Source organism: Rhizobium sp. 01N424, assembly GCF_056399485.1.
Map to the genome: position 1 here is coordinate 120,762 of NZ_JBFTRK010000010.1, position 25,271 is coordinate 146,032.

The following is a 25,271-nucleotide window of genomic DNA, read 5'->3' on the forward strand; positions in this document are numbered from 1 at the left end:
GCTTCACATGGACGACGACGGAACGATCCCGAGAGTCGGCGTCAGAAACACGTCGTCATCCTTGCGATCGCTCGCTGAGCTGGCGATCGCCGACCGGACTTCAGCCTCTTCCCAGCCCGCATCGACCGCCGATGAAACCAGTTCGGCGGTCTTTTCCGCGTCAGATGCGTTCGAAGTTTCGTTCAAGTGCTTGCGGGCCGTGTCCAGGCATTGCTTCAAATCCTCGATACGAGTGGGCTCGTCGGCGGAATGACTTGGGGATGCTACGTAGGTCATGGTGGCTCCTTTGATTTTAGGATTAACCGCGAGGGTGCCCCGAAGTTCCACGCGGCTTCCTTACCGCTTCTTCAAGGGATCGTGCCCCCAGTTCATTAGCGAGTAGCGCCACGCCGAGCGCTCCTTGTCCACCTTCGGTCCGCCTTGGGCGAGATGCCTGTGCACGTAGCCCACGACTTTTCGCATATGCGAATAGTCCTCATCCTTCAGGTCTGCCCTCTTTTTGTGCTTGATGTCGACGATAAGTCGTCCGGAGTGATGATCGATCGACTCCTTGCGGCCGTCCGCCTTCCACCCGTTGTCGAGGCTTTCCTCCGTGCGCAGCCACTTCTCCAGCTCTGAGGCAGACATGTTCACGGCGTCGCCGAATTCCGCCCACACCTGATCGGTGTCGATGTCGCTGTCTTTCGTCATCCGGCTCTCCTGTAACGCCCCGACACTATGCTGACGAACGCAGCGCGTCACGAAAAGTTCGCGAAAAGGTCGGATCCTGACGGAGATATGCGTGAGGCGAGGACGGGCGATCCGCGACAAGTGCATCGCGTGCGAGCCGACGTCTCTTATGTGGCAGGCCTATGCACAACCAATTTCGCGAGTGTGCAGGTCGCGGATGAACGTAAAGTCGATAAACAAGGCCGATGACAGAGCCGGCTCACCGTGTTGCAGCGCCCGGAAGGTGCGCCTAGCCAAAAAGCGAGGGGTCGCATATCCGCTTGCGCTTGCAACAGCGGTCAGAAACGTGCCCCAGATCATGTCAACAATGGTCAGATGAAGGGGCCAGCCTCGGAGCGTCGAGAGGTTCGTCATGTCGTAAATGCCGTACGCCGCAAGTCCGAGAACTGCACCGTACGCGACGGCGTCCATCCCGAGCCTGCGCCTAATCCAGGCCGCACTGCGAGGATGACAATTGCTATGGCGAAGACAAGGTAGAAGATTGCGGCGGCGGCCAAGTTTGGAGAAGGAAGCATCAGGTCGCCGAGCTGATCTCGATAGAAGCTTTTAGCAGTGACGCCGAGCCATAATGCATCAAACAGCAGAAACGAAATCAGCGTGCCAGCGTAAGCAATGCTCAGAAGTCTCATCGGATGAACTTTCGTTCGGTTTTCCGTTCAACTCCCCCCCATCGCATCGTTGTTCCCTAAGCATCCGCGATGCTGACTTGATGTTGTTTGCGCACGGAACAAGATCACTGACTCGAGGTTTGCGGCTGACGACGACTATCGACATTGGAGGAAACAATGAAGTCGTTCACTTGGCACTGCGAACATGACATTCGATGCGACGGCGTTCCCGACCCGAAGATCGAGGAGGGCCGCGGCGCGATTTTCAGGGTGACCGCCTGCGCAATCTGCGGTTCCGGCCTCCACCTGAGCATATTGGCATCCAAATGCGCATATGAGGTGCTGGCACGATCTTAAACCGGGTCGATCGCTGGTTTCATCCCCGGCAGCTATCAAGCGGTTTACAACGGCAGTAACGCGTCTCTGAGCAGCTTCTCGTCGCACTCCTGAACGAGCGCAAAGACTCAGGCGTACGGTGACCTGCCTCATGCCCGGACCCACCGACACCCGGCTCTTCGAACGCGCCGATATACTCGATACCGACGTTGGTCAGGCCGAAAAGGATGACCCTGCGGATGTCGCAAAGGACGGCTTCGACGCTATGTTGAACGGGGAGGGCGACGTCGTAGCCGGCTGGAAGAACTAGTTCCAAGCGGCCATGGCAGACGTCACTCCCGCATCTGTTCTCGCCGCGCGCAGCACGCGAAGATGCCAGCGCCTGGAATGGCGAAGAACTGAAAGCTTTTGGGAAGAGCTCTGACTGTTGTTTACACGGCACCAGGCGGCCTTCGCACTTATCGTTCTAGTCGGTGGGCCTGACCAAGATTTCGACGCGTCGGTTTTTCTGACGGCCGTCCGGATCATCTTGCCCGCCAGGGGTCTCGTTGGGGGCAACTGGGTTTGCCTCACCGCGTCCCTCGATTGCGACAGTCGATGGATTGAACTTCGCCGCCGTCGCGAGGTAGTCCTTGACGGCGGCCGCTCTTCGGAGTGACAGCTTGAGGTTATAGGCGTCGCTTCCCTTGCTGTCCGTGTATCCGTCAACAACGAAGCTTGCCTGCTTGAAACGCTGGCGGACATCATTCGACATCGCTTTAAGGGCTTGGGTGGCCTTCGGACGCAGGGTCGCCTTATCGAAGTCGAAGAGGATGTCCGCCGAGAGAGTGTATCGAACGCCGTCTTCCACCTCTGTCACCTCAAGGCCCTGGACGACCGGCACGGGAGGGACCTTGGTCTTTGGTCCCAATGCTAGCTCTTCTTGCGTCATCGGTGGCGACCGAAATTCGATGCGGGGTGACGAATAGCCGATCGAGGGTGACACGAAGCCCACGCTCGGCGAGCGGGCTGTAAAATTCGGCGGCGCCACGGTAGGGGCTTCTTGTGCTTGCGTTGTGCCTATTGTCACTACGAGCAGAGAGAGTGTTCGAATTGGTAGCCTGGTTATCATTGAACAGGAACGTCCATCACGGGAAGCGTCGATCCGAAACGAACGGCAAACGGACCCGGGTTGCTTTCAGGCGGCGCGAACCATGCCCATGCCTTGAATGTTTCACCTGGCTTTAGTGGCGCTTCTGGCGGCTGTGTGCAGAGGCACTCGCTCGCGACGCCTATCTTGAAACTGATTTTGTTGGGGAAGTCATACAAGGTGATGTCATTAAGACCGTAGCTTGCACGCCCGATGCCGATCTCCGCCAGGTTCACAGGGGCGTCTCCGGTGTTGCTGATCTCATAATCGAGCTGCACGATCTGCTGGCCAGGGACGCGTTTCAAATCGAGGATCTTGGCCGAAACGCCAGGCTGAAGCTCAACGGCTGGCGGGAGATTTTGCGCCACGGCAAGCGTGGCGGCGAGCAACGCGGCGGTTACCGTGACGATTGATAGCACGCGATTGAGCAAGTCCCATTCCTCCGAGTTCTGGCACCACAAGGTGATAGCGCATACTAATTTAGGCAATCAGCAATATCGGTTATCCAAATTATTGTTATGTCAGTGACGGCTACTTGGACAAAATGTCCGCTATACCGACCGTTTTCCTCCGCAGTCTAGCCACCCTCTATGACCTCAATTCAGACAAACCTCGAGATGGGTTTCTATCGTTAGAATCAGGAGCCGATGAAAGAGTACGCGAACTTTTCCGGGGAAAGTGAGGTACCTCTTTTGATGGCTAGCCATGAGCTTGAACGGACTGGTGAACCCGGGGATCTCCTTTGCTCTGCTGACTCCTTTCACCAGAGGCCTTTTGTTGTGCCTTCCACGTCATGGGCTTTTCTTTGTGATCTGACGCCTTGGACTAAATTCCACAGACATTCGCATGGCTTTTAGATTGGTGATGGAACCCAATGAAGCTAGGGTTGTTGTCCAATACCGCAATAAGCGGAGCCGCCTCCTGCGCACGGCTGCGGCAGGTAGTCGGTACCGTGGGTACTCACGAATAGCCACAGTCCTGCGGCCTCTGCAATAAGCAACTCTGAGCTTGTAGACCGGCGCCTTCCCGCATAGTTCATTTCGATCGGCTAATTCTCGAAAGTGACCTGAGCAAATAATGATCCTCACCCTCAACAATGTTCGAAAATCGTACCCAACAGCAGAAGGTACAATCGAAATTTTGAAAGGGATCGACTTTGGTGTGGCTTCAGGTGAGACCGTCGCTCTTACTGGTGAATCCGGTAGCGGGAAAAGCACACTTCTCCACTTAGCAGGAGGGCTCGATCGTGCAGACTGCGGGGCCATCGTCATGGATGGCGATGATCTCAGCAAATACTCCGAGAGCGAGCGAGCGCAGTACCGACGGATCAAGGTCGGGCTTATTTTTCAACAGTTCAACCTGATCCCCTCCTTGACCGTCTCGGCAAACATCTCTTTTCACGCAAAGTTGGCTCAGCGCCAGGACGGCGCTTGGGAAAAGACTTTGATCGAGGCGTTGGGTTTGCAGCGGTACGCAACCCGTTATCCAGAGCAGCTATCAGGAGGCCAGCAACAGCGTGTCGCCATAGGCCGCACTCTGGCGGCAAGGCCGAAGCTCATTCTTGCTGATGAACCGACAGGAAATCTGGACGAGCAGACAGGTGACGCCGTTCTGGACCTGATGCTTGACCTGGCTGGCAGCGCGGGGTCGGCATTGCTTCTTGTTACCCACTCGACGCGGCTCGCGGCTCGGCTGGACCGCACTGTACATCTTCGTGGTGGAAAGATCGCTTAATGAGCTGGGTAGCGTTTTCCGCGCTTTTATCGCACTGGCGCCGCAAACCTCTGCAGCTGCTCACTTTAGTGCTGGGGATCGCGCTTGCGACAGCGCTTTGGTCTGGTGTGCAAGCAATCAATTCTGAGGCGAGGGCGAGCTATGCTCGCGCCGCATCTGTTCTGGAGCAAGGGTCCCTTGCTCAAATTGTGGCTAAGGACGGCACCGGGATTCCCTACGAGATCTATGGGAAGCTTCGACGCCTCGGCTTCGATGTCTCGCCGGTTATCGAAGGGAATCTGCGCCTTGGCACGATCCGCATCCGGCTAATCGGCATAGATCCTCTAACGATGCCAAAAGAGGGTTATGCGCTGAGCGTGACGAGCGGACGCGATATCACCGGCTTCATCTCTCCTGTTGGAGAGCTGGTGTTGTCCAGCGAAACGGCGGAACGGCTGCGCGGCAACACGGACATGAGCTTTCGGATCGACGAAAACGTTCCTGAAGGCGCGGCATTCGTGGACATCTCGGTCGCTGACCGGTTGCTTGACAAGCACGGCAAGATTGATCGTTTGACAGTCGCTTCCGACCAGGAGATCAGCGCCATCGCCGTCAAACAGATTTCCTCTGGGCTCCTGTTGCGGCAACCGGTTGAGCAGCCCGACGTCGCGCAATTAACTGACAGCTTCCACCTTAACCTGACTGCTTTTGGCTTTCTTTCCTTCATCGTTGGCCTCTTCATCGTTTACTCCGCGACCGGGCTTACGTTCGAACAACGTCGCGGCACGTTCCGAACGCTACGATCCCTTGGCATTTCCCTCCGGCAGCTTACTGCGATGCTCGTCGTTGAGCTTTCGATATTTGCTGTCGCATCCGGCGTCATCGGGGTCGTGCTTGGATACCTGATCGCGTCGATCCTCATGCCGGGGGTAGCCGCAACCCTGCGGGGACTTTACGGGGCGAGTGTCTCCGGATCACTTTCGATACGCGCGGACTGGTGGCTCGCAGGGCTAGCGATGGCGCTTGCCGGGACAGCAATTTCGTCCGCTCAAAGCCTCTATCGGGTCTGGAAACTTCCCATCCTTGCGGCCGCGCAACCCCGAGCATGGGCGCGAGAGTCGATGCGAGGTTTGCTAATCCAGGCAGCGGTGGGAGGGGCGCTCCTTCTCCCTGCAGGTGTTTTGGCTATAGCCGCGTCTGGATTGGTGGCAGGTTTCGCGGTGCTCGCATGCTTGCTTTTGGGCGCGGCCCTCATGCTTCCGGCCGTGTTGGCAACCTTTCTCTCCGCCATGCAACGCACGTCGCATAGCGCACTTGTCGAATGGTTTTGGGCGGACACGCGCCTTCAGCTTCCGGGACTTTCACTCGCGTTAATGGCATTGCTACTGGCGCTATCGGCGAATATCGGCGTCGGCACGATGGTTTCCAGTTTCAGGCTGACATTCATCGGATGGCTTGATCAACGTTTGGCCGCTGAACTATACGTTACGGCCAAAGACGAAGCCGAGGCGGCGAGGTTACGGGCCTGGCTTCCATCACACTCCACATCGGTCCTTCCAATCTGGAGCGTAGATGGCGACGTTACCGGCGAGGAGGTCCAGGTCTTTGGCGTTGCGGACGATCCGACCTACCGCGACCATTGGCCCCTGATCGCGTCCCAGGATGGGGTTTGGGATAAGATCGCCAAAGGTGAGGGTGCTCTGATCAACGAGCAGATGTGGCGCCGCGGTGTAGCGCGAATGGGAGAGATAGTAGCCATGCCGGGGGGCTGGAACGCTAAGGTGGTAGGAGTCTACTCTGATTACGGGAACCCAAATGGGCAGGTTATCATAGGGATCGACACCTTGGTCGCCCACTACCCTCAGGTAGCTAAGCTCCGATACGGCGTACGGGTTGCTCCTGAAAGATCCATCGGTCTGAAGCGACAGCTAATCGAGGAATTCGGCCTCCCAGAAACTGCCATCGTGGACCAAGGTTCGCTCAAGAGGCAGTCGCAAGCGATTTTCGATCAGACGTTCAAGGTTACGGGGGCCCTTAACGTGCTCACCTTGGCTGTAGCCGGTTTCGCCATGTTTTCCAGTCTCTTGACACTCTCGGGAATTCGGCTTCCTCAACTGGCGCCTGTTTGGGCGATGGGAGTGCGTCGACGTGATCTGGCACTGTATGAGGCCGCCCGAACGCTGGCGCTTTGGCTAGCCACGTTCGTCACGGCGATACCCTTGGGTCTTGTGTTGGCATGGGTGCTGCTGGCCCGTGTCAACGTTGAGGCATTCGGATGGCGACTACCCATGCACGTGTTCCCCATGGACTGGCTATTGCTCGGTTTTATCGCCTTTCTCGCGGCACTAGCGTCGGTATTCTTTCCAGTCCATCGCCTTGCAACGATCAATCCGGCCGATCTGCTTAGGATTTTTGCCAATGAACGGTAGAGCCGTTGCTTTAATATTGCTGGGCGCCGCCATGATGGGTTCAGCGAGACAAACTCTGGGACAAGGGTTCGCTGGACTGGGATCGGACGCCCAAGGCTTCGCTATTCCTCAGCGCGGCTCCGAACTATCGTTTCCAGAAGATCATGGCGCGCACCCGGATTATCGCATCGAATGGTGGTACGTGACCGCCAATCTCAAGGGGCAAGACGGCAAGCAATATGGAGCACAGTGGACGCTTTTCCGATCAGCGCTTGCCCCGGAAAGTAAGGCTGGGTTCGCTGACCCCCAGATCTGGATTGGACATGCCGCTGTAACGACGTCGGACCACCAATACGTCGCGGAGCGGTTGGGCCGTGGCGGCGTTGGTCAGGCGGGCGCGACGGCTGCGCCTTTCCGCGCCTGGATAGACAACTGGACAATGTCAGCCGCTGACAATTCCAGCTCCGATGCTTTGACAAATCTTTCGTTGAAAGCCGCTGGGCAGGACTTTAGTTACGCTCTGGACCTTGAGGCCAAAGGCCCACTGGTTCTTCAAGGTGATAAAGGCTTTTCTGTTAAGTCGGCAAGCGGGCAGGCGAGCTACTACTACTCCCAGCCGTTCTATGATGTCTCCGGAACTATCGAGGCATCGGGGACGCCCATCACGGTCAGCGGCAACGCTTGGCTCGACAGGGAATGGTCGTCTCAACCCTTGGCTTCGAACCAAACGGGGTGGGATTGGTTTTCGCTGCACTTGGTCAGCGGAGAGAAGCTGATGGCGTTCCGTCTCCGTGACGACAAGGATGGGTTTGTCTCAGCGAACTGGATCTCTCCCGATGGACAAACACTGCCGCTTACAAAAGACCAGGTTCATCTCACACCATTGCGTACCGCGACGGTCGATGGGAGGCAGCTTCCGGTGTCATGGCGAATAGAGATCCCCTCAAAATCGCTGAATATCCAAACGAGACCGTTAAACGATCAATCATGGATGGCCACGTCCACCCCGTACTGGGAGGGCCCTATTTCGTTCGAAGGCTCCACCACCGGCGTAGGCTACCTTGAGATGACGGGATACAGGTAGGAGCCAGTAGCTCAGGTTTACAGGAATGCAGACCTATACGGCCTTTCAAGTTCGCGACTTAAAGGCGCTAGGTTGCGGACATCAATTTCCAGGTCATGCAACAGGCAAAGGCCAAAGTGCATCTTCGCCCGCACTTGCGTCGAACTCCTCAGAGCTTGTTACCTGTGAGATAACGGCAGTTCAAGCTCCACCTTGGAAAGGCTCGGTGTGGATACGGTTCGATATCGCGCTTCGACAAGATTGTAGATCCCGAAGGCGGCAAGGCCTATGGCAACCGCGAGATAGAACACCCCGCCAAGCGGAAGCTGCCTCACGAAAGTCAGTGCGTCACTCATGCTCCCAGCTTGATCGGCGTCAACGCTGAATGCTGCGTAGCAGAAGAAAATCCCGACGATCGCGAAGACGATCCCGCGTGAAACCAACCCGTAGATACAAACTAGTATCAGTGGTCGGCTCTGATCGAGCTTAAGGTACCTTTCGAACTTTCGAGAAATTCCTTTGAGTGCGGTCGCTATACCGCCCACCAAAAAACCGACGCCGATGGCACCGGCCAGATATCTACCAAACGGTTGCGACATCGCCCACTCGGCAAGATCTTTTTCGCCACCATCGCCTGCTGATCCCACGCCCAGCGCGCCTTTGAAAGCGTAAATTGCCAGGCCGATATACGTAACGGCACTCCCGAGAAGGGCAGCTCGGATCAGATAACTTTTCGCACTTGCGTGGTGATTGTCGGCATTGGCAATTGATTGAGCAAGTCGCCAAGCCACAAACCCCAGCAAACCGAGCCCTATCAGTCCGAGCCATAATTTGCCAAAGGGCTGGTCAAGCAGTGCGTCGAGCGCAGATTTTGCGTCCGGCTTGCCACCGCCAAAACTCGAAAACAGAGCGAGCCCTGCCACAAGCAAAAAGACAATCCCTCGGGCGCTGTAGCCCGCTCGGGCAAGCCATTCAAACTTTGGTTCGTTCATTTTTCGATCTCCCCGCCGCCCGTAAACGAGCAACCTGTAAAACGGTTCCTGTCCGGACGGGCCCCATCGAGGTCCCGAATTTGCCACGTCGCCGACGAATTCCTGTAGGCGAAAAATGAGACGCGGGCGTGTTATCGGCTGGTAGCATCCGCTGCCGATGGCAATTCGATGTACCTTGATAGCGAAGGTCGCTCTGGCACTGTAATTGCGGATGTTCCTGTCACGGGCTGCCCAAGCGTCGAGTATGCCGTGAATTGCACGATGTAGAGGCCAGGCTGAAGCTTGTCTGAAACGGGGATCAACAAATTCGTCCGATCCGCTCCATATTCGAGCGTACCTGTGGGAATGGGGCCGCTTGGTCCGAAAATCTCAACCTCCGACCGTTCAGCATCCACTGGCGCGGTAAAGGTGAGACTGATGTTGTCGTTGAAATTGACATCGTCATGCATATCGGGAGTAGGGTTGATGCTTGCATTTGCCATCGGGCTGAGGCCGAGAAATGCCGAAATGGCGATTGCAGGTGCAAACCTATACATAAATCGACTCCGTTTCCGTTCTTGCGATGATAATTCGCCACGCTGCTATCCGTTCCGAGCGCTACAAAACTACGAGGCGCCAAGCCGGAATCGGCCAACTGGCATCATTGTTGAATCCAAAGGGTATAAATTCCGTTCCCTTTATGTTCTTTTCTTGCTACTCGTATTTAAAAGGCAGGTGGCGACATGAAATTCGATACAGCATTACATCGCGATCAACGCCGTTTGGCGGTTGCAAAGTTTGACGCTCTTTCCGAAGGTAATCCCCTCCGCGACAGATATAGAGATTGGATTCGGCGGTTGGATGAAATCATCGCTAGCGTCGGTTTGCTAACGCAAGATGAGAACTCGAATGCGTTAGTGACGACCACAGGCCAACCCGATGATGTCTCTGATCTACCCGCGAGCCACATTAGAAGTTTACCTGGCGCGATATCCCAAAGTCCGGTTGGTCTAGGCAGGCCCATTGGTTCGACGATCAGCAAAGCTGTTCCGCAACCGGCACATGCCTTGGCGCCACAGCATGCAAAGCTCAAAATGGAAAAGGATTTTGGCAGATCGCGCAAAAGTGAGAAGGCCGCCGTCTGTGGTCATGAGGCGCAGGCCCGAAAGGATAGGCTCATCGCTGAAAATCGGCTGCTTGAGTGCATGCTGGCCAGGTTTGGCTAATATTGGATTGTCAGCGGTGTGTTGCGTGACGTAGTTGCCGCCGAGCCAACTCGCGGTCATGATTTCGAAGGTCAAACTGAGATTTTGCCGTGGGTGCGGGTAGAGGCCGACGAGATCGACCTCATACTCTCATTGATCCCGACTGGTCCGCTGGCGGAAAAGCTGCGGAGGGAGCCAGATCCCCAGGCAGCAGCCTTCATCGCTGCGGTAGACACAGATGACGAGCATGAGGTCGATGCTGACGCGGTAGTTTCACGCGGTGAAGATGATGGTGCGCTCTTTATGAGTTGGATATGGGTACCAGCAAGCCGCTGGTATCTCCTTGGTCGTGAGGAGGACGACGAGATCGTTTTCCGGATGTAATCGCTGAAACGCCATGCGTCTCAACTCGGCGTCGGCATCATAGGCTCGGGACGCTGACACTGGCCATTGCCGCCTAGATTTTGCCGCAGAGAACTATGGTGCAGATTTCCAGTGGACGACCAGATGCGAGTACCGAAGTATATAGCGGGCAGGTCGACGAAGTGATTTTCGTTTAGCAAAAGCCGTTTATTTTCAGCACCCTATAAGCTTTTATTGTGGCCTGCAACCGATCCTCGGAGTGTCGATTGCCGTCATTGGAATCTGGATGATGGAGTTTCAGCTTCTCCTTGTAGCGGAGTCTTATATCGTCCGGGCTTGCATTATGTGACAGCCCAAGGGTGTCAAAAGCTTGGGCTTCGAGCGGCCTTAGCCTGCGTTGCTGAGCCGAGGAAATGGTGCCTGCTGAATAGCTGGCCTTCCCGCGTGCCCTGAGTGATTTCGCTGACCCTGAGGGAACAGATGAAGGGAGCGGTGTCTCCAAGTTATGGGCGTTTGTCCTCACACCACGCGCCGGAATTTTGCCGCTCGCGGCATCGAGCTGGTACTTTGCAACAATGGGGTCCGACTTACTTGGCGAATAGTCGTAGCCCTTATTGTATTGGCGTGAATGCTCAGCACAAAACAGAAGATACAGCCCTTCCGCAGCGCCACCCACTGGAGCCCTTTGGGTGCCAGAATTCTCGCAGCCTTCCCACTGACACTTAGGGCCGCTCTGTTCAGTGTGCTTTTGGCGGCTAGCGCGTATCGGCCGAATGCCAACGAAGATCTTTGAAACGGTCATYAGGCTGATATATGGTGGACGCTCCGTCACCGGCAAGCTTCAACTTCGCTGTGTGGCGTGATGATGTCCTGGCCATTTCAATAATGACTGCCGCAGCAAAAGCTGGTCCGAGCATCAGTTCTATTGGCACGGTGGTGGTGACCAAATTCACACGTGTGGACTCAGAGACATCGGCAGTCGAAAACAACTCCGCGTTGACGGAGAAATTAGTCGGCTTCGGCGCCAACTTGCGGACAAACTGAGGCTGCAGAACGATCAGCTCAAACAAACGGTTCGGCGCTTCGATCCGTCTTAGCCTGTCACAGCCAAAATGGCCACGATTGCGACGGCTCGGTAAGCAACCATACATTGGCATCTTTTCATGTTCTTAACCGGTAAGGGCTAGTGATAGGCGATTATGTGCCGGAAGTCGTCCAAATGTCTCCATCAAACACGTCTGTCTCTGTCTCCCTAAAATTCCTTGTATCGGTTGCTTGCTGGGCCGTCGTGGTCGGGGCGATTTACGGAACAATGGTATGGGCCACTCGCCAAAGTGACGAAACGGCGGTCCAGCGCCAGGAAAGTCTCGTCAGCCGGATCGTCAGCGAGATGCAGGATAGAATCGCTCACGACCAGGAAAGTGCAACCGTCTGGGACGATGCTGTTCGCAAAGTAGGTGAGGGGAATCGCGAATGGATAGAAGCAAATCTAGGCAAGTGGATGCATACCTACTTTGGCCACGACGCTGCATTTGTGATCGGCCCCGCCAATAACCTAATTTATGGATTTTCGGACGCCGACAACGATCCGGAGAAAGCTTATCCGACTGTCTATGTGAAGGTCCGAACGCTGATCGATGAACTTCGTCGACGCCTGGCTGCTGGCGATACATCCGGCACTTCCGACCGGACACTCAGCATCGGCGAGAGCGATATAGTAAGCATCAACGGTAGCCCGGCAGTTGTAAGCGTCAAACCGATCATCTCAGATAGCGGCGAGATTAAACAGCTCGCAGGCGAACAGCCACTCCACATCGCGGTGCGTTATCTGGACGGCGACTTCGCCCAGATGCTCGGTTCCCGTTACTTGTTTACCGGAATGCGATTCGACTGGAGCAGCGGCAATCCAAACCGCCGCTATTTTCCACTAACGGCACATGACGGGAGCAGTATGGGATTCTTCAGTTGGGAGCCATTCCTGCCTGGAAAGGCCGTGCTTGAAGCGACCAGGCCAGTTTTCGCGCTTGCAGCACTCTTTATGCTGGGGGCAGTTGCAGCTTTCGTCATGCTTCTACAGCGCCGCGCGGACCGTTTGCGCAAAAGCCAGGGCGAGCTTTTCTATCTCGCCCATCATGACGCTCTAAGCGGACTTCCGAACCGTATTTCATTCAACGCCAAGGTCGACCAGGTCCTGGCGAAATCCGCGGCAGCTGTATTTTTCCTCGACCTTGACCGTTTTAAGCAGGTCAATGACACATTGGGCCATCCGGCCGGCGACAGCTTACTCGTCGATGTGGCGGCGCGGCTAAAGGCGACGGTTGGAAGCGACATAATGGTCGCTCGAATTGGCGGCGATGAGTTTACCATCCTCATTGAAGCACCAACTTCGACTGGGGTCCAACAGCTGGCGGAAAAGCTTATCTCTGTGGTTCGTCAACCTTTCGAGATCGATGGTCAGCCAATCTCAATTGGGATGAGCATCGGTATTGCTTTCTCATCTGGCGGCACGTCGGATACCACCGACGTCTTGCGGAGGGCTGACATCGCGCTCTATAGCGCCAAGAGCACCGGCCGCAATCGTTACGTGATTTTCGGACCGCATATGGACGAGATGGTCAGAACGCGGCGCGACCTGGAACAGGACTTACGCACGGCTATCAAAAGCGGAAGCCAGATTGAAGTGCACTATCAACCCGTCTACGGCGCAAAAAGCAATCATTTGGCGGGCGTTGAGGCGCTTGCCAGATGGCGGCACCCGTCAAAAGGGCTGATTCCCCCGGACACGTTCATCGCGATCGCCGAGGAGGCAGGCCTGATCGATAGCTTGGGCGAATGCGTACTGGCAACGGCTTTAAGCGACGCCAGGGCTTGGCCCAACCTTTCTGTGGCAGTCAATGCCTCGGCGGTCGAGTTGCGGGGGGAAACCTATGCGCTACGTGTAATTTCGGCTCTCGAAAAGACGGGTTTTGATCCTGCGATGTTAGAGATCGAAATCACTGAAAGCGCGTTGCTCGAAAACGAGGACACCTGTCGCCGCAATATCAACGCTCTGCGTCAAATCGGCGTTCGGTTCGCGCTCGACGATTTCGGAACAGGGTTCTCGTCATTTGGCCGTTTGCAGCAGCTCGATGTTGACCGCATCAAGATCGACCGCTGCTTCGTTGCAAGCTATGGGACCGCAGAGAATAATGACGCCATCGTCCAGGCGATGATCAGTCTTGCCCGCGCCAAAGGATTGAAGATTACGGCAGAAGGCATAGAAACTATCGAGCAGAAAGTATGGCTCAGTGAGCTAGGTTGCGACGATCTCCAAGGCTATATCCTATCCAAGCCGCTGCTCCCGGAACTGATAAGCGAACTCCATACCGGCAATGCTCGCCGAGCGTAGACTTAAGGAAAATTCCGTTCAATGGCTGAACAGGCCACCACCATGGCGCCGAATGATGGGACATCGGTCGGAATGGCACGCGGATCGTCCGCTGGCTGCCGGAAAAGGATCCAAGCCATGTAGACTTTAGTAGATCGAGTGAGATGAAGTGGCGCTTGACGTCACAACTGACTGCGACTTGTCGACCTCATCGTATTCAGAAATGGGCAAAAAAGTCGGGTACCTTTCGCTATCGCATACCCATGAGATGCCCGGGCGGCATCATGTTAACGTTGAGATTGTGAATGATCTTCATCGAGCCAAGAACCACCAATCCGACCAGGAATACCCCGAACGCGAGCGCCAAAACATTGTTAGTGTCCTCTGACCCACAGCGGCCTGCAAGTGCGACAACAACTCCGAACCGATTAACCCATCGTGTAAGAGCGTCCGACGTGCGACGCTTCATACTGTGATCTCACCCCACGCAATCAAATGTCTCAATGCGCTGCATTCAGCGTTGAGCAGGTGCGCAGGAGACGTTGAATTTTCACGATCCTGATTGTTTGCGCTGGCGCGAGGCGCCGTCGAAAATAGGTTTAACGGCGGCCGCCACGGAGGCCAAAGGCTTAGGGTTACATTGGGCTGACCGTTGAGCACAGATGCGGTACCCTAGCAGTTTGATCGCCAATGGCCAGACTTGCAAATGCGCCTGATCAGCATGGAAAAGAGCGCACAGATCTGACAATCGAGTTACAAACCGAACCGAGGCAGTGTTAAGCCGTCAGTCGCCCTCTATGTGTTGTCGAGAATCAGATAATCGTAGAAATCAATTTTTGAGAGGTCAACTTGCCCGCGTTTCTCGTGACTGCAACAATCCTCGTTGAAGCTGACGACGAAGTCCGCGCTTCCCGTAAAGCGCTAGCGAAGATCTTAATGGAACCCAGCATCGCCCTCGACGTCCAATCCGACGGCGAGCACCATGCTCGCGTTATTATCCAAGGTGTCGAGCGGCAAGAGTTGTTAAGAGAAGTTGGCCTCATCGATAAAACGAACGAAGATCGGCCATCATGACCGACGAAGGAAATGTCTCAAATCGACGACGGGTCACGATCAATAAAGCGCTTGCAAGGGCCCAGGCGCTTGGGATCCAAGTAGATGCTGATCTTCGGTTCGCTGAGCTTCTGGAGAATTGGGCAGATGGGCACATCACGATGAAGGAAGCTCGTGCTGCGTACCTAGATTATATTCGGGAGAGGGACCAAGCACGGGCCGACTGGCGTTCACTTGGGATTGCATCGGCGATAGCCAAGGCTAAGGCCGCGCTCGTCAAAAGGCACGGGGAAAGCTGAGGCCCTTCCACAGCAGCTTTCTGCCAAAGGTTCGTTAACCCGTTGTTGAGTTCGTCCGATCACACCCGCAGACGCCGCTTGCGAATCTTCATGCGCTGCCATATCGATTAGGTGCGGGCCTGTAGCTCAATGGTTAGAGCCGTCGGCTCATAACCGATTGGTTGCAGGTTCGAGTCCTGCCAGGGCCACTTTTTCCCGTGCCGGCTTCCGCCAAAAGGATGAGGCGCGGATGCTCGAGGAACTCATTCCATTCGATGGAAGACCCGAACCGCCCTTCGCTCAGGATTGCGAGGTGGTCGGGATCAGTCAATCTTGTCTTCGCACCGCCGGCATGATGAGCTTTCCGTCTGTGTAGAACATCAGATTTCTCCTAGAGAGGGGAGCGGACCGCCAACCTTAATCGCGCGTGGCTTTGTGCTCGTCCGTTTTCATACGGAAGCCCCATCCCCGGAACAGTTTCTTCTGCACGCGGTTAGTTGGCATCGAGCGCTAGAGGTCTGTCATGCAAGTCATCGACGTCAACTTCCACGTCACGTGGGAAATGCCGGTATATATCCGAATAGGCGGAGGCTCCCGAGAGCGTATCGATGGCCCCGACGCGGCGCTGTCAGTGTTGTCAAATCGCTGGCCCGTGTCAAACAGCGGCGAGCTTGAGACTGCGAAGCGCTTTTGTCTAGCGGCCATCACCCGCCATGGGAGCACAGCGCTAGCGCGCACTAGCTTTATAGACGCCGCGGTCGCGGCGAAGGTGTTCGCATGACGATGTTTCCGGCGACCGCCGTTGAGTGGGCCCTTTTGTTCGGCGTCGTTGCGCTGTTGTGTTGGATGTCAGCTTGGCTCGCGGCAGTGCTAGGCACCAGCGAGCAGATCAAGCAAGGGGGGCGAAGTAAAGCCTCGGAATACGTGGCAAACGGTCTCACCGTGATCGGGCTCATCTCTGCGGCAGCGATGATGGCGGTCTTGGTTGTTCGGTGACGAGCTTCAAAAGCGCCGGTTCCGATGTCTGCCAGGCCCGCTGTGCAGGGCTGGGCCTGGCAGTTTTTCGACGGTACCTTGCTCCATTCGCTACGTCAGTGGCATCACATGGTCAGCTCTTAGTATTCGATCAATCTTGAACCTTGAACTGGACACCTTTTGGGACGGCGCCTCCCGTCACGCGTGGCCTGCATGATGAAATGGCGATGGAGGTCGAATCACAACGCCGCCGAACTGATCGGCGGCGTTGTCGGAATGGTGGAATTACTTGGCGCCGGCTGCGGCCTCGATAACGGCTGCGACCTCTGCCGCGTGCGATGCTAAGGAAGCGTGGCTACCGTCGACCGTCGTCAGCTTGGCTTTGATACGCTCGGCGAAGAACGCTTGTGCATGGGGATCGAGAGTGAGATCCTGAGCGCTCAGAACGTACCAGCTCGGTTTGTCGTGCCAGGCGGCCACTTCGGCGGCGGCATCGAACGCTGTGTGATTGATGGGCATCTGGTGGGCCGCCAGGTGTTCGCCGATTTGCTTCGGCAGATCGCCGGCCACCGCGCTTGGAAACACGGCAGGGTCGATGGTCAGATAGCCCTTCGCGTCGGGCCGGATTGCCTTGACGCCCGGCGTGGCAGGGCCACTCGCTGCGAGCRCGGATATCGTCTCACCCTTGTCCGGCGCAAACGCGGACACATAGACCAGCGATGTTACTTTGGGGTTGTTGCCCGCTTCACCGATCACGACGCCGCCCCAAGAATGTCCGACGAGGACAGTCGGGCCATCCTGTGCATCAAGGGCTGCATTTGTGGCAGCGACATCATCGGCTAGCGATGTCAGCGGGTTCTTGACGGCTGTAACCTTGTAGCCCTTGGCGGTCAGGATGGCTGCGACGCCGTCCCAGCTCGTCGCATCGACGAATGCGCCATGGACCAGCACGATGTTCTTGATCGCCTTCGTGGAATTGGTCTGGGCGAAGGCCGAGGAGATGCCCAGGACGGTGGATGAGAGCATGAGGGCAGACATGATAAGAGTTTTCATTGGTGGGCTCCTGTCGGTAGCGCTTGATAGCGATTGATTTTATTTCGGATTATCTGCAATTCACTAGACGCCTGCACCAAGGAGCTATGGGAAAACCAATCTCTATGGACAGTATTCTGTATTGTCTTCATATTTCTGTTCTGAAGACCTTATGAACTTATGGAAAGATCCTATGAAGGGCCATGACCAGAACCCCGAAAGGCATGCTCCATCGTCCAACCTGCCCGCCATGCTCGCTTCGCGCGTCGATCTTTTGTCACAGATGCTCGACTTGGTAAGGCTAAGGGGAGAGTTGGTATTTTCCGCCGAGCTCAACCGGCCGTGGGCAATGAGTTTTGAACCCGGATCGCCTTATTTCTTCGTGGTCCTGGAAGGGAGCCTGACGGTTCGACTTGAGGGGGAACCCTCAGTTGAGGCGGTCGCCGGTGACTTGATCATGCTGCCGCGCGGTGTTGGGCATATTCTCGATGATGGCGGGGAGGCGATAGCAGCGAATGCCGATAACCTGATGCAGGACCAGTTCACAGCCGAGCGGCTGGAATTGCACCATGGCGGAAATGGCGAACGCACCAAGACAATCGGCGGAGTGTTTCGTTTCGAAAGCACGTCCGTGCCCTGGGTTGTCTCGGCGCTGCCGGCCGTCATCCATATTGAAAAATCGGGCGGTCGGACAGGCGGATGGCTTGAGGGGCTGGCGCATTTCATGATGATGGAAGCCCAGGCGGTACATCCGGGCTCCTCAGTCATGATCTCCCGCCTCATCGACGTTCTGATCATACGCGTCATCCGAACCTGGGCGCAGACCAAAAATCCCGGTGACACCGGATGGGTGGGCGCTTTGGCAGATCCCCGCATCAGCCGCGCCCTCAAAGCCATTCACGACGAGCCGTTCCGCCGGTGGAGCGTGGCTGATCTCGCAACCTCGGTGGGAATGTCCCGGTCGGCCTTTGCTGAAAGGTTCTCGTTTCTGGTCAAGGAAGCGCCGTTGTCGTACCAAAGCCGCTGGCGGCTCACCCTCGCTCATGGGATGCTACGTCAGGCCAATGCGCGTGTGAGTGATGTTGGAAGACAGGTGGGGTACGAATCCGAGGCTGCGTTTAGCCGAGCGTTCAAAGCTCAATTCGGAGTTCCCCCCGTCGATGTCAGATCGTCTAACTGATTTTTGCGCCGTCCTGATCGTCAGGTTCTGTTGATCGCGGGTCGGCCAAGGCCGTCCATCGAGCAACGGGCTGATCACGATGACCTTGGCCAGCCTCGCAACCGGCCAATTTGGTCTGGTCATGCGTCAGACCTGGGCCATGCCTCCATCGACAGCCAGTTCCGCTCCGGTCGTAAAACTGCTCTCCTCGCTGGCAAGGAAGAGCACTGCTGCCGCAACCTCATCTGGTCTACCCATGCGTCCAAGAGGGATCATGCTGGACAATGCATATCGTACCCCCTGTGAGGCGCTTGCCATCATCGCCGTGTCAGTTGGGCCGGGGCTGACGACGTTGACGCGAATACCTTTGGGACCGAGTTCGTTTGCCCAGGTGCGTGTAAACGAACGGACTGCTGCCTTCGTCGCACTGTAGAGGCCATAGCCCTTTGTGCCGACGTTCGCCCTGCCTGATGTCGTCCTCGACCGGACGTCCCAAGGACGGACGCCCGTGAGCTCGTGGCCGTTTGCCTTCTGCTTGACGAGTGGTGCAGGCGTTCGACGGTCAACTGAAGTGATCCGAAGGCTCACGCACTATTGCAAAAATCGTCGCGCTATTTCAGGCCGGCGTCACCGCCCTCGGGCGGAACAAAAGGTGGTTGCGTGTGTTTCAGTGCTGACCGATCAGCAGATTCGCGGCCGGCGGCATTCGAAATCATCGGAGATCAACATGGAAAACGCACAAATCGGCTGGATCGCGGCCATCATTATCGGCGGCGTCGCAGGCTGGCTCGCCGAGATGTTCATGAAGTCGAACATGGGCGTCCTGATGAACGTCATCCTAGGCATTGTCGGCGCGATCGTCGCCAATTTTATCCTGTCGCTCTTCGGTGTCGCGCTAGGCGGCTGGCTTGGTTACCTGATCGCTGGCTTCATCGGCGCGTGTATCTTGATCGCGCTCGCGCGCATGGTTCGTCGCACCGCGTAGAGAAAGCGCTCGGCGGCCCCCAATGCCGCCACGCAGTTCAAGTATTTTCGGGCTCGTATCTTGGGTATCCGGACATGATCGGCAAGCGAGCGGATCGACTCCCTCACGTCAGACATCTTCCTGACGTGAGGTGGACCCGATCAAACGGTCGAGATGCTCCCCCTTGAAATGCAAAAGCGCTTCATTTCGCCATTGTTAAGGTTGCCTAGGTCATTCCCGATCCGAAGGCGCCAGTCATGGTATCTGGCGCGCTGCATTGACTAGCCGAAGACGGCGTCTATCATCTGCGGGGGCCATGCCGTCGGCGAAGAAACCAGGTAAATCGACAAATGGCAGCGGTGTTTGAGACTTAGAGTCGGCGGCCGTGACGCTGAAGTAAACCGACAGCACGCCTGCGTCACTGGAATTAGAGTCGTGCTAAAAAGTCAGTCAGCAAGGTGGTCCAACCTTAGTGACTGCGACAATCAGGTTTCAGGCGGCTGGCGAAGCTGTGATTTGATAGTTGCCTGAATGAGATCGCGCGCAAACAAGTGATAGCGAAGAGACTGCCGCCATTTTGAGAGGTCGGCACGAGCAATCGCGGTAGTTTCGCCGCGAATTAAACCCTCGGCGATTTCGGCCTCAGACGTGGCTATATTGCGCTGGTCTTGGGTTATCTTTTGTCCTGCCACTTCGACTGCAGATCGGTTGGGCATTTTCCGCTCCTTCGTGGGTTTGGGAAAATTCATAGCGCAGTATTAAGCACTGGCGCATTTCTGGACTAAGTTCAAAAGGTTGGTCATCATGATGGCTTGTCTGTCATCGCCGGCACGCTCCTGACGACTGGGACCCGGCATTGTCAGGCGATTATCCCTCACCATCTTCAACCATTCCCTCGGCTGCCGTGCCGATCGCGGAGGAAGCACCGCTCTTGACAGGTGTCTCGATCTTTTCCTTGTCCCGGTCGCACTTGTCGGGCATGGCTGTGCGCAGACCCTTTCCAGCCTCCTTCCCAAGCTTCTCGCGGCGCCGGTCGGCATCAGCGCTGTCAGAAGCTCGGGCGTCATCAGTCTCCGGCGGTATTATTGTCTTCGTCATAGGATTAACCTTTCGTGCTTATTGCGGCCTCTGACAAGCGACCTGACGTCCGCATACAGTGCGCGACAATTGCCTTTACCGCCATCGGCCGTAGTCTGCTGTGCGCGTGCGCGTAGATTCGTCTGAACGCTTCCCCTACGCTTGTCCTGCAAACGGGCAGACCTTCGAGCTCACCCAAACCTTCTGCCTGTCGTTAAGTTCCCGGAGCGCTCATTCAACCGGGTATCCAATTTTTTCGTCGCGAGCGCTCCCGATGAGTTCTCGGGCTGTGCGAACCAGGGCATCGACGGTGATGTCGAACTTGGCGTAAACGTCGTCGATATTACCCGCGGCTCCGATCTGGTGCATGCCAACGAAGCCGCCGCTGATGCCGGTATAGCGGTCCCAGGATGTCTGTACGGCAGTTTCAATTCTACCCGCAACCGCGCGTTTCACCGAGCACGGAACGCTTGTAGGATCGGTCCTGCTGTTCGAACAGCAGTTGGCATGACCTCGATACTGCTGCGGCGGCGATCCCGAACGTCTGCAACGCCGCGCGCGGCTCGATCGCGCCGGCAGGCCTTCGTTGCAGCTTCACTGGAAACCTCGATCCCTTTTGCCTGTCCAGTTTTCACACTGTAGCACGATTACGAGCAAGGCAGTGTTTGGCAAAGGCTCATTCTCTGGTCAAACAGCGTTTACCCTTTTGCATGATGCACACTGCGTATAACTCTGGACTACGAAGCAATAACCCGTTCTGGAGAAAACTGGTTGATACTCGCCTGATGTCGTCGATCGAGTCGACGCAGTGCTTGTTTCAGTCCGCGCGACTGCTGACCTGCCCTTCGTTTTGGTCCCAAATCCTCCGGCGCTTGGCATTTTAGTTCGATCAGGTGTGTCACATGGTAAGTCGCGGCGTCATGATCTGGCCGGCGATGGTCTTGAAGACATCGACGAGCTTGGCAGAGTCTTGGATGCTATAGGCCTTCGACTTGTCCGACGCGCATTCCGCCAAGCCGTCGGCCGTCGAGCCAGTCACACCGACGGCAACGGTGAAAATGGTTAGCCCAGCACCCTTTGCATTCGTGCAGACGGTGGTCATCAGCGTGTCCGCTTTCGCGGTGTCGGTTCCCGTGTGCAGAAGGTAATTCGACTTGTTCGGCGACAGCGTGTTCGTGCCGTCTGTCATGACAATCAGGAACTTGCTAAGCCCGTTGCCTTTATCGGCAGCTTCCTCGAAGGGCATCTGTGACGAGAGAGTGTTCCAACCCCAAAGAATACCTGCAGGAATGTAGGTCTCGTTGTTGGCGACCATCTTCGAAATAGCAGTGCGCAGGGTCGTATAGTTGTTCGTCAGTGGCACGATCGCAGAACCACAGCTCGTGTTCTGAAGTCCGGTATATCTTGTCGTTGGCTGGGTGTCCTGCACGTCGAGTGGATTGTTGCGCGACCCGACGCACCCACTCCACGTGTAGGTAGTCGTCTTGTCACTGCACGTGGTCACAGGGTCGCCGTAAGTGTAGCTGTCACACTGCTCCTTCTGACCTGTTGTTGTCACGCCGTCGTTTGTGCTGCTGGTCGGAACCATTTTACAGCCGGATTTCGACACAACCGGCTTCGACGTGGTGCAGGTGTTCTTTGTTGTCGATGAGTCGTCTGGAACGCTGATCCAGGGCTGATTGCGGTTTGCGGTGCCGACATTGACATAACGGGAGAATGGTACGAGCGAGAAGCGCACATTGGTGTTCTTGGTCTTCTCGAAAACGTTCAGGAGGGCATTCGCCGCGGACTTGAGGTCGGTCAACTTCTGGCCTGACATCGAATATGTGTTGTCGAGGACCATCGCCACCTCTAACTTTTGGTAGTCAGACCGTACGGACTGGGCCGACACGCTGACTTTCAGGTCATCCTCGAACAGTATCTTGCCGATCGTCAGCGGCACACGCGTGTGGGCGTCGAGGGTTATGTGGTTGTCGGACGAGACGCTGATGCCATCGACTGCGGCATAGGCCGCGAGGTCAGCTCTCAAGTTGCCTTTGAACGCCTCCGTTGCCTGCGCCTTCATTTTGTCGGCTGTGGTGGACGGCATCGAAGCCGCCGCAAGAACGGCCGCATCGGCTGCCTGCTGGAGTTCAACCTTGCGCGATACTGCCATCGTGAAGTCGACACCTAAGCCCGCGGCAGCGATCAGAGGCACGGCAAGGATCGCCGTAGATATCGCGAAATTTCCGGATTCGTCCTTCCAAAACATAGAACTGTCCCCCAAGGTTTCGAGGGAAATTGTCGCGCAAGTATTACGAATTTCTTATGGATGAGGAAGCCGTGCAGTGTCGCGTCGTATCTTGCTTTACAACTACTTAGAACTTGCAACACTGGCGAGTGCGTGGCGCGCAGTTCACCTTAGCGGGCTCATTTGCTTATCGACTGAATTGATTAGTTGCTAATAAGCGGCAGGAGATTACTCTCAAGACCATTCGCAGCATCGAGGTATCGCGTATGTGTGCATTGTCACGGAAATCGGTCGGCAGCGAGGACTGCATTATATTGGTCGCGATCCTCGATCAATGGTGCGCCGTGAACCCAATAGCTGCAAACGGCATCGAGGCGAGGGCGAAAGCCGAGGAACTGGTCGACTGGTTCGAATTCGGTGTCTCTGATCCTAAGGAGTTGGCAGACCTCATCCATCGAAAGCACTGGCAGGTTTCGACGATTTAAACTGGAAGCTCGTCGACCGGCTGGCTAAAGCTGCCCGGCGGAAGGTCAAACATTTCCAGCTGTCTTCAAGACTGTCGATCATTTCGGTGCGCACGGCATGATAGCCGGCAAACAAGTCGAATACCTGGGCGTGATCAACCGCCTACGGAGGGCTGAGATCAAACGTATGGAGCATGACCTCTCCAGTTTCCAGACGATCGACGTCGGCGCGAACCGTCTCCCGCTCTCTGGTCGGCGCCCCGAGTCCCGCGCCGACCCTGGCGATGCCCAACTCTTGTTCGCTCGAGAGACGACGCTATCATGGAGGCAACTCGCTCAATTCGAGAAGGTCTCCGATCTGATCAAATTGAAGTTCTTCGAAATGGGCTACATTGACAATACGAAGACCGTGTCGCAACGCGTTGGTGGAGACGCCTGGTCTCCGCAACGCCTTTCATTGTTCAAACAAACCGATTTCGAACGGACGAAGCTGATCGTCCGACCTGTCGGGCAGGATGCCTATGGGTGCCGTTAGTAGTTGAATAATTGTCTGCGCTCTTACAGCTTCCAACGAGGTCGCGAGGAATACGGCCTCCGGCCCAGATACTATCCATTCAGCTCATGGTGCGATTTTTCGAAACCACCGACATTGAAAGCGAAGAATGAGTTGAAGGCAAATGCCGTCGTGGCCAGCGTTGTCGCGAGGCCGATTTTCAACGGCGTGAGCCACAGTGTGTCGGCCGCCAAAAACTCCGGCCAAGCAAGGCCTTCCAGTCCTCTAGGAGCGGGAGGTACAAGCTGGGTGTCATCAGGGCCAGAGCTGATAACTCCGACAGGGATTGGATTTCCGAGAGTAGTTTCCTGTGCCATCGTATTCTCCATGGTTCGAGACTGCCTAACGGCAATCCCCATCTTCGGTTCCCAGTTTGGTCCAATATGGCTGCCGTTTCATGACAATGAGTTCGAAGGTGTCGCTGCCCTCCAGAGCAGCGGCCGTAGACCGTCAGTCGAAACCGTCCGTCTTTCCGGAGCGATACACGACAACCGGGTCGCCTTCTTCGCCGACGACCGGATTTCCATCACGACGAACGACAAGGACGCCAGCGTGGGTTGACGCCATCTGTTTCGCCTCCTCGATCCCTTCAGTGTCGGCGGCGTCAACAACAGTCTCCCAAGCCTGTACGGCCTGGCCACGGTCATCGAGGTCGAATGCGAATACGCTGATGGAAGAAAAAGTGCCGGCCATATGACTTCCCGTTGGGTGTCCCATAAGGGTGTGGGGCGGATAGCGCCAATCGAGTTGGCATCATAAGTTCATGCCAACGCGTGTTTGATGCGCTCAACATGAGATGACGGAGCTGTGCCCAGCTCATCCTCGGCGACTTAAATCTCGGATACGGTCAGTCCGGTGGCGATCGCGAGGTCCTCTAAGCTGTAGTTTTTGGCTATACGAAACGCCTTGAGGCTGGCAGCTGTCGACTGGGGTATGTGCGAAATCTGATCCATTTCAATGCTCCTTCTCGCCGCATTTAACGGCGAAGCAGAATTCTGGTTCCGCCGAACTATTTCGAGGTCGGATTTTGGTTCGCGGCGAGCCTCATCCGGCGGAGACGCTCGCTCTTTTCGTGGCGCAGTCGGCGCTCTTCGTCGGCGAAGTCCGTAGCAATCTTGTTGGTATGTTCGAAAGCTGCCGCCCGTTGTTCCACAGTCAGTGTCTTTCTGATCCTGCTCACCATGATAATTTTTCCTTTGGGGATTTCGTCCATATGGGAAAGTGTGGCCGCTCCTTCAAACGCATCACATGCTTTGTCCTGTAACGGACGCGTCACGTCACGGTCTTGAGGAGGGAGCGCCAAGACCCCATTTTAGATCGGCCACCCCACATCACACGAGCCTCCGCAGCGGCGTCCGCCGGCGCATGCGTGAGGCTTGCGCGCGGGGTGAGAGGGCCGCTCCCTTATCTGAAGGTCGAGCGCCCTCGGACTCTTTCTCACGGTGGTTTGGAGATGACCAATAGCCGATAAAAACGGCCCTCTCACGGGGGTTAAGAGGGCCGTTAATATCAGGAGATCGGTCAATGGAGGTCGCCATCGGCCGACTGACAGCGGACACTGTCGTCGCCTAACGTAACGGAACCAGAGGGCTCC

The 25,271-nt window shown here is 56.2% G+C and carries 29 protein-coding genes, 1 tRNA gene and 3 pseudogenes; 16 read left to right on the forward strand and 17 right to left on the reverse strand.

Translation table 11 applies throughout. The features are described from left to right. Positions 1–3: 3 nt before the first annotated feature. From AC1DNK_RS22805 to AC1DNK_RS22815, 3 genes and pseudogenes are all read right to left on the reverse strand, one after another. Entirely contained in the window at positions 4–276 is a 273-nt protein-coding gene (locus AC1DNK_RS22805; protein ID WP_477943468.1) for a hypothetical protein, read from the reverse strand. 60 nt (positions 277–336) lie between these two features. Continuing rightward, positions 337–690 (reverse strand): DUF3140 domain-containing protein, encoded by a 354-nt coding sequence (locus AC1DNK_RS22810; protein WP_477943469.1) that lies wholly within the window; start codon positions 688–690, stop codon positions 337–339. Between the two features lie 270 nt (positions 691–960). Then, positions 961–1,358 (reverse strand): annotated as a pseudogene (locus tag AC1DNK_RS22815) (DUF2177 family protein); the annotation flags it as partial. A gap of 156 nt (positions 1,359–1,514) precedes the next feature. Between AC1DNK_RS22815 and AC1DNK_RS22820 the strand changes: the two are divergent. Further along, a pseudogene (locus AC1DNK_RS22820) lies at positions 1,515–1,646 on the forward strand (glutathione-dependent formaldehyde dehydrogenase); the annotation flags it as partial. Positions 1,647–1,694: 48 nt separating this feature from the next. After that, positions 1,695–2,075, forward strand: a pseudogene (locus AC1DNK_RS22825) (SDR family NAD(P)-dependent oxidoreductase); the annotation flags it as partial. 64 nt (positions 2,076–2,139) lie between these two features. Here the strand turns inward: AC1DNK_RS22825 and AC1DNK_RS22830 are convergent. Continuing rightward, positions 2,140–2,703, reverse strand: a complete 564-nt coding sequence (locus AC1DNK_RS22830) for an OmpA family protein (protein ID WP_477943470.1) — start codon at positions 2,701–2,703, stop codon at positions 2,140–2,142. Positions 2,704–2,780: 77 nt separating this feature from the next. Continuing rightward, complete coding sequence (locus tag AC1DNK_RS22835; protein ID WP_477943471.1) at positions 2,781–3,233, reverse strand: hypothetical protein; 453 nt, start codon at positions 3,231–3,233, stop codon at positions 2,781–2,783. Positions 3,234–3,879: 646 nt separating this feature from the next. On the opposite strand from AC1DNK_RS22835, the gene AC1DNK_RS22840 reads away from it, so the two are divergent. From AC1DNK_RS22840 to AC1DNK_RS22850, 3 genes are read left to right on the forward strand one after another with little or no spacing between them, the layout of a single operon-like run. Then, entirely contained in the window at positions 3,880–4,536 is a 657-nt protein-coding gene (locus AC1DNK_RS22840; RefSeq protein ID WP_477943472.1) for an ABC transporter ATP-binding protein, read from the forward strand. Next, positions 4,536–6,944 carry an ABC transporter permease gene (locus AC1DNK_RS22845; RefSeq protein ID WP_477943473.1) on the forward strand — a complete coding sequence of 803 codons (2,409 nt, stop codon included), beginning with the start codon at positions 4,536–4,538 and terminating at the stop codon, positions 6,942–6,944. Before AC1DNK_RS22840 ends, AC1DNK_RS22845 begins: the two co-directional genes overlap by 1 nt. Beyond that, positions 6,934–8,007 (forward strand): lipocalin-like domain-containing protein, encoded by a 1,074-nt coding sequence (locus AC1DNK_RS22850; protein WP_477943474.1) that lies wholly within the window; start codon positions 6,934–6,936, stop codon positions 8,005–8,007. Before AC1DNK_RS22845 ends, AC1DNK_RS22850 begins: the two co-directional genes overlap by 11 nt. Positions 8,008–8,165: 158 nt before the next feature. Here AC1DNK_RS22850 and AC1DNK_RS22855 read toward each other — a convergent pair whose 3' ends face one another. Both AC1DNK_RS22855 and AC1DNK_RS22860 read right to left on the reverse strand, forming a co-directional pair. Continuing rightward, positions 8,166–8,978, reverse strand: coding sequence for a DUF1206 domain-containing protein (locus AC1DNK_RS22855; protein ID WP_477943475.1), 813 nt, complete (start codon positions 8,976–8,978; stop codon positions 8,166–8,168). Between the two features lie 131 nt (positions 8,979–9,109). After that, complete coding sequence (locus AC1DNK_RS22860) at positions 9,110–9,514, reverse strand: copper resistance protein CopC (RefSeq protein ID WP_477943476.1); 405 nt, start codon at positions 9,512–9,514, stop codon at positions 9,110–9,112. 186 nt (positions 9,515–9,700) lie between these two features. Between AC1DNK_RS22860 and AC1DNK_RS22865 the strand changes: the two genes are divergently transcribed. Then, positions 9,701–10,183 carry a hypothetical protein gene (locus AC1DNK_RS22865; RefSeq protein ID WP_477943477.1) on the forward strand — a complete coding sequence of 161 codons (483 nt, stop codon included), beginning with the start codon at positions 9,701–9,703 and terminating at the stop codon, positions 10,181–10,183. Between the two features lie 21 nt (positions 10,184–10,204). After that, the gene (locus AC1DNK_RS22870) at positions 10,205–10,546 is read left to right on the forward strand and encodes a hypothetical protein (protein ID WP_477943478.1); all 342 of its coding nucleotides are present in this window, start codon (positions 10,205–10,207) and stop codon (positions 10,544–10,546) included. Positions 10,547–10,718: 172 nt separating this feature from the next. Here the strand turns inward: AC1DNK_RS22870 and AC1DNK_RS22875 are convergent, their stop codons facing one another. Together AC1DNK_RS22875 and AC1DNK_RS22880 are read right to left on the reverse strand one after the other, a co-directional pair. Beyond that, positions 10,719–11,327, reverse strand: a complete 609-nt coding sequence (locus tag AC1DNK_RS22875; protein WP_477943569.1) for a J domain-containing protein — start codon at positions 11,325–11,327, stop codon at positions 10,719–10,721. Further along, the gene (locus AC1DNK_RS22880; protein ID WP_477943577.1) at positions 11,281–11,682 is read right to left on the reverse strand and encodes a hypothetical protein; all 402 of its coding nucleotides are present in this window, start codon (positions 11,680–11,682) and stop codon (positions 11,281–11,283) included. Before AC1DNK_RS22880 ends, AC1DNK_RS22875 begins: the two co-directional genes overlap by 47 nt. A gap of 44 nt (positions 11,683–11,726) precedes the next feature. Between AC1DNK_RS22880 and AC1DNK_RS22885 the strand changes: the two genes are divergently transcribed. From AC1DNK_RS22885 to AC1DNK_RS22905, 5 genes are all read left to right on the forward strand, one after another. Beyond that, positions 11,727–13,913, forward strand: a complete 2,187-nt coding sequence (locus AC1DNK_RS22885) for a putative bifunctional diguanylate cyclase/phosphodiesterase (RefSeq protein WP_477943479.1) — start codon at positions 11,727–11,729, stop codon at positions 13,911–13,913. Between the two features lie 1,049 nt (positions 13,914–14,962). Then, positions 14,963–15,244: a hypothetical protein gene (locus AC1DNK_RS22890; protein ID WP_477943480.1), complete on the forward strand. Its 282-nt coding sequence runs from the start codon at positions 14,963–14,965 to the stop codon at positions 15,242–15,244. A gap of 115 nt (positions 15,245–15,359) precedes the next feature. After that, positions 15,360–15,432: transfer RNA gene (locus tag AC1DNK_RS22895), tRNA-Ile, on the forward strand. A gap of 353 nt (positions 15,433–15,785) precedes the next feature. After that, positions 15,786–16,004: a DUF982 domain-containing protein gene (locus AC1DNK_RS22900; protein ID WP_477943570.1), complete on the forward strand. Its 219-nt coding sequence runs from the start codon at positions 15,786–15,788 to the stop codon at positions 16,002–16,004. Beyond that, positions 16,001–16,219 carry a hypothetical protein gene (locus AC1DNK_RS22905; protein WP_477943481.1) on the forward strand — a complete coding sequence of 73 codons (219 nt, stop codon included), beginning with the start codon at positions 16,001–16,003 and terminating at the stop codon, positions 16,217–16,219. Before AC1DNK_RS22900 ends, AC1DNK_RS22905 begins: the two co-directional genes overlap by 4 nt. 264 nt (positions 16,220–16,483) lie before the next feature. On the opposite strand, the gene AC1DNK_RS22910 is transcribed toward AC1DNK_RS22905, so the two are convergent. Beyond that, positions 16,484–17,251, reverse strand: coding sequence for an alpha/beta fold hydrolase (locus AC1DNK_RS22910; protein ID WP_477943482.1), 768 nt, complete (start codon positions 17,249–17,251; stop codon positions 16,484–16,486). A gap of 172 nt (positions 17,252–17,423) precedes the next feature. On the opposite strand from AC1DNK_RS22910, the gene AC1DNK_RS22915 reads away from it, so the two are divergent. Next, entirely contained in the window at positions 17,424–18,410 is a 987-nt protein-coding gene (locus AC1DNK_RS22915; RefSeq protein ID WP_477943483.1) for an AraC family transcriptional regulator, read from the forward strand. A gap of 126 nt (positions 18,411–18,536) precedes the next feature. Here the strand turns inward: AC1DNK_RS22915 and AC1DNK_RS22920 are convergent, their stop codons facing one another. After that, on the reverse strand, positions 18,537–18,977 hold the full coding sequence (locus AC1DNK_RS22920) for an SDR family oxidoreductase (protein ID WP_477943484.1): 441 nt from the start codon (positions 18,975–18,977) through the stop codon (positions 18,537–18,539). Between the two features lie 139 nt (positions 18,978–19,116). On the opposite strand from AC1DNK_RS22920, the gene AC1DNK_RS22925 reads away from it, so the two are divergent. Continuing rightward, complete coding sequence (locus AC1DNK_RS22925; RefSeq protein WP_477943485.1) at positions 19,117–19,374, forward strand: GlsB/YeaQ/YmgE family stress response membrane protein; 258 nt, start codon at positions 19,117–19,119, stop codon at positions 19,372–19,374. A gap of 464 nt (positions 19,375–19,838) precedes the next feature. Here the strand turns inward: AC1DNK_RS22925 and AC1DNK_RS22930 are convergent, their stop codons facing one another. The 3 genes from AC1DNK_RS22930 to AC1DNK_RS22940 form a co-directional block, all read right to left on the reverse strand. Next, positions 19,839–20,069 (reverse strand): hypothetical protein, encoded by a 231-nt coding sequence (locus AC1DNK_RS22930; protein WP_477943486.1) that lies wholly within the window; start codon positions 20,067–20,069, stop codon positions 19,839–19,841. A 151-nt stretch (positions 20,070–20,220) separates the two neighbouring features. Beyond that, the gene (locus AC1DNK_RS22935) at positions 20,221–20,451 is read right to left on the reverse strand and encodes a hypothetical protein (protein WP_477943487.1); all 231 of its coding nucleotides are present in this window, start codon (positions 20,449–20,451) and stop codon (positions 20,221–20,223) included. A gap of 877 nt (positions 20,452–21,328) precedes the next feature. After that, positions 21,329–22,681 carry a pilus assembly protein TadG-related protein gene (locus tag AC1DNK_RS22940; RefSeq protein ID WP_477943488.1) on the reverse strand — a complete coding sequence of 451 codons (1,353 nt, stop codon included), beginning with the start codon at positions 22,679–22,681 and terminating at the stop codon, positions 21,329–21,331. 293 nt (positions 22,682–22,974) lie between these two features. Here AC1DNK_RS22940 and AC1DNK_RS22945 point away from each other — a divergent pair, with 293 nt between their 5' ends. Both AC1DNK_RS22945 and AC1DNK_RS22950 read left to right on the forward strand, forming a co-directional pair. Then, positions 22,975–23,145, forward strand: a complete 171-nt coding sequence (locus AC1DNK_RS22945) for a hypothetical protein (RefSeq protein ID WP_477943489.1) — start codon at positions 22,975–22,977, stop codon at positions 23,143–23,145. A gap of 97 nt (positions 23,146–23,242) precedes the next feature. Continuing rightward, positions 23,243–23,659 (forward strand): hypothetical protein, encoded by a 417-nt coding sequence (locus tag AC1DNK_RS22950; RefSeq protein WP_477943490.1) that lies wholly within the window; start codon positions 23,243–23,245, stop codon positions 23,657–23,659. Between the two features lie 71 nt (positions 23,660–23,730). Here the strand turns inward: AC1DNK_RS22950 and AC1DNK_RS22955 are convergent, their stop codons facing one another. From AC1DNK_RS22955 to AC1DNK_RS22965, 3 genes are all read right to left on the reverse strand, one after another. Continuing rightward, complete coding sequence (locus tag AC1DNK_RS22955) at positions 23,731–23,994, reverse strand: hypothetical protein (RefSeq protein WP_477943491.1); 264 nt, start codon at positions 23,992–23,994, stop codon at positions 23,731–23,733. A 133-nt stretch (positions 23,995–24,127) separates the two neighbouring features. Next, positions 24,128–24,370 (reverse strand): hypothetical protein, encoded by a 243-nt coding sequence (locus tag AC1DNK_RS22960; RefSeq protein ID WP_477943492.1) that lies wholly within the window; start codon positions 24,368–24,370, stop codon positions 24,128–24,130. A 316-nt stretch (positions 24,371–24,686) separates the two neighbouring features. Next, complete coding sequence (locus tag AC1DNK_RS22965) at positions 24,687–24,953, reverse strand: hypothetical protein (RefSeq protein ID WP_477943493.1); 267 nt, start codon at positions 24,951–24,953, stop codon at positions 24,687–24,689. Positions 24,954–25,271: the final 318 nt, after the last annotated feature.

What these genes read in the sequence shown, in the direction of transcription:
- AC1DNK_RS22865 (WP_477943477.1), top strand. Translation starts at nt 9,701, where the DNA reads ATGAAATTCGATACAGCATTACATCGCGATCAACGCCGTTTGGCGGTT.
- AC1DNK_RS22955 (WP_477943491.1), bottom strand. Translation starts at nt 23,994, where the DNA reads ATGGCACAGGAAACTACTCTCGGAAATCCAATCCCTGTCGGAGTTATC.
- AC1DNK_RS22805 (WP_477943468.1), bottom strand. Translation starts at nt 276, where the DNA reads ATGACCTACGTAGCATCCCCAAGTCATTCCGCCGACGAGCCCACTCGT.
- AC1DNK_RS22860 (WP_477943476.1), bottom strand. Translation starts at nt 9,514, where the DNA reads ATGTATAGGTTTGCACCTGCAATCGCCATTTCGGCATTTCTCGGCCTC.
- AC1DNK_RS22850 (WP_477943474.1), top strand. Translation starts at nt 6,934, where the DNA reads ATGAACGGTAGAGCCGTTGCTTTAATATTGCTGGGCGCCGCCATGATG.
- AC1DNK_RS22935 (WP_477943487.1), bottom strand. Translation starts at nt 20,451, where the DNA reads ATGACGAAGACAATAATACCGCCGGAGACTGATGACGCCCGAGCTTCT.
- AC1DNK_RS22840 (WP_477943472.1), top strand. Translation starts at nt 3,880, where the DNA reads ATGATCCTCACCCTCAACAATGTTCGAAAATCGTACCCAACAGCAGAA.
- AC1DNK_RS22950 (WP_477943490.1), top strand. Translation starts at nt 23,243, where the DNA reads ATGATAGCCGGCAAACAAGTCGAATACCTGGGCGTGATCAACCGCCTA.
- AC1DNK_RS22915 (WP_477943483.1), top strand. Translation starts at nt 17,424, where the DNA reads ATGAAGGGCCATGACCAGAACCCCGAAAGGCATGCTCCATCGTCCAAC.
- AC1DNK_RS22930 (WP_477943486.1), bottom strand. Translation starts at nt 20,069, where the DNA reads ATGCCCAACCGATCTGCAGTCGAAGTGGCAGGACAAAAGATAACCCAA.
- AC1DNK_RS22940 (WP_477943488.1), bottom strand. Translation starts at nt 22,681, where the DNA reads ATGTTTTGGAAGGACGAATCCGGAAATTTCGCGATATCTACGGCGATC.
- AC1DNK_RS22890 (WP_477943480.1), top strand. Translation starts at nt 14,963, where the DNA reads ATGACCGACGAAGGAAATGTCTCAAATCGACGACGGGTCACGATCAAT.
- AC1DNK_RS22925 (WP_477943485.1), top strand. Translation starts at nt 19,117, where the DNA reads ATGGAAAACGCACAAATCGGCTGGATCGCGGCCATCATTATCGGCGGC.
- AC1DNK_RS22855 (WP_477943475.1), bottom strand. Translation starts at nt 8,978, where the DNA reads ATGAACGAACCAAAGTTTGAATGGCTTGCCCGAGCGGGCTACAGCGCC.
- AC1DNK_RS22875 (WP_477943569.1), bottom strand. Translation starts at nt 11,327, where the DNA reads ATGACCGTTTCAAAGATCTTCGTTGGCATTCGGCCGATACGCGCTAGC.
- AC1DNK_RS22905 (WP_477943481.1), top strand. Translation starts at nt 16,001, where the DNA reads ATGACGATGTTTCCGGCGACCGCCGTTGAGTGGGCCCTTTTGTTCGGC.
- AC1DNK_RS22900 (WP_477943570.1), top strand. Translation starts at nt 15,786, where the DNA reads ATGCCGGTATATATCCGAATAGGCGGAGGCTCCCGAGAGCGTATCGAT.
- AC1DNK_RS22960 (WP_477943492.1), bottom strand. Translation starts at nt 24,370, where the DNA reads ATGGCCGGCACTTTTTCTTCCATCAGCGTATTCGCATTCGACCTCGAT.
- AC1DNK_RS22845 (WP_477943473.1), top strand. Translation starts at nt 4,536, where the DNA reads ATGAGCTGGGTAGCGTTTTCCGCGCTTTTATCGCACTGGCGCCGCAAA.
- AC1DNK_RS22810 (WP_477943469.1), bottom strand. Translation starts at nt 690, where the DNA reads ATGACGAAAGACAGCGACATCGACACCGATCAGGTGTGGGCGGAATTC.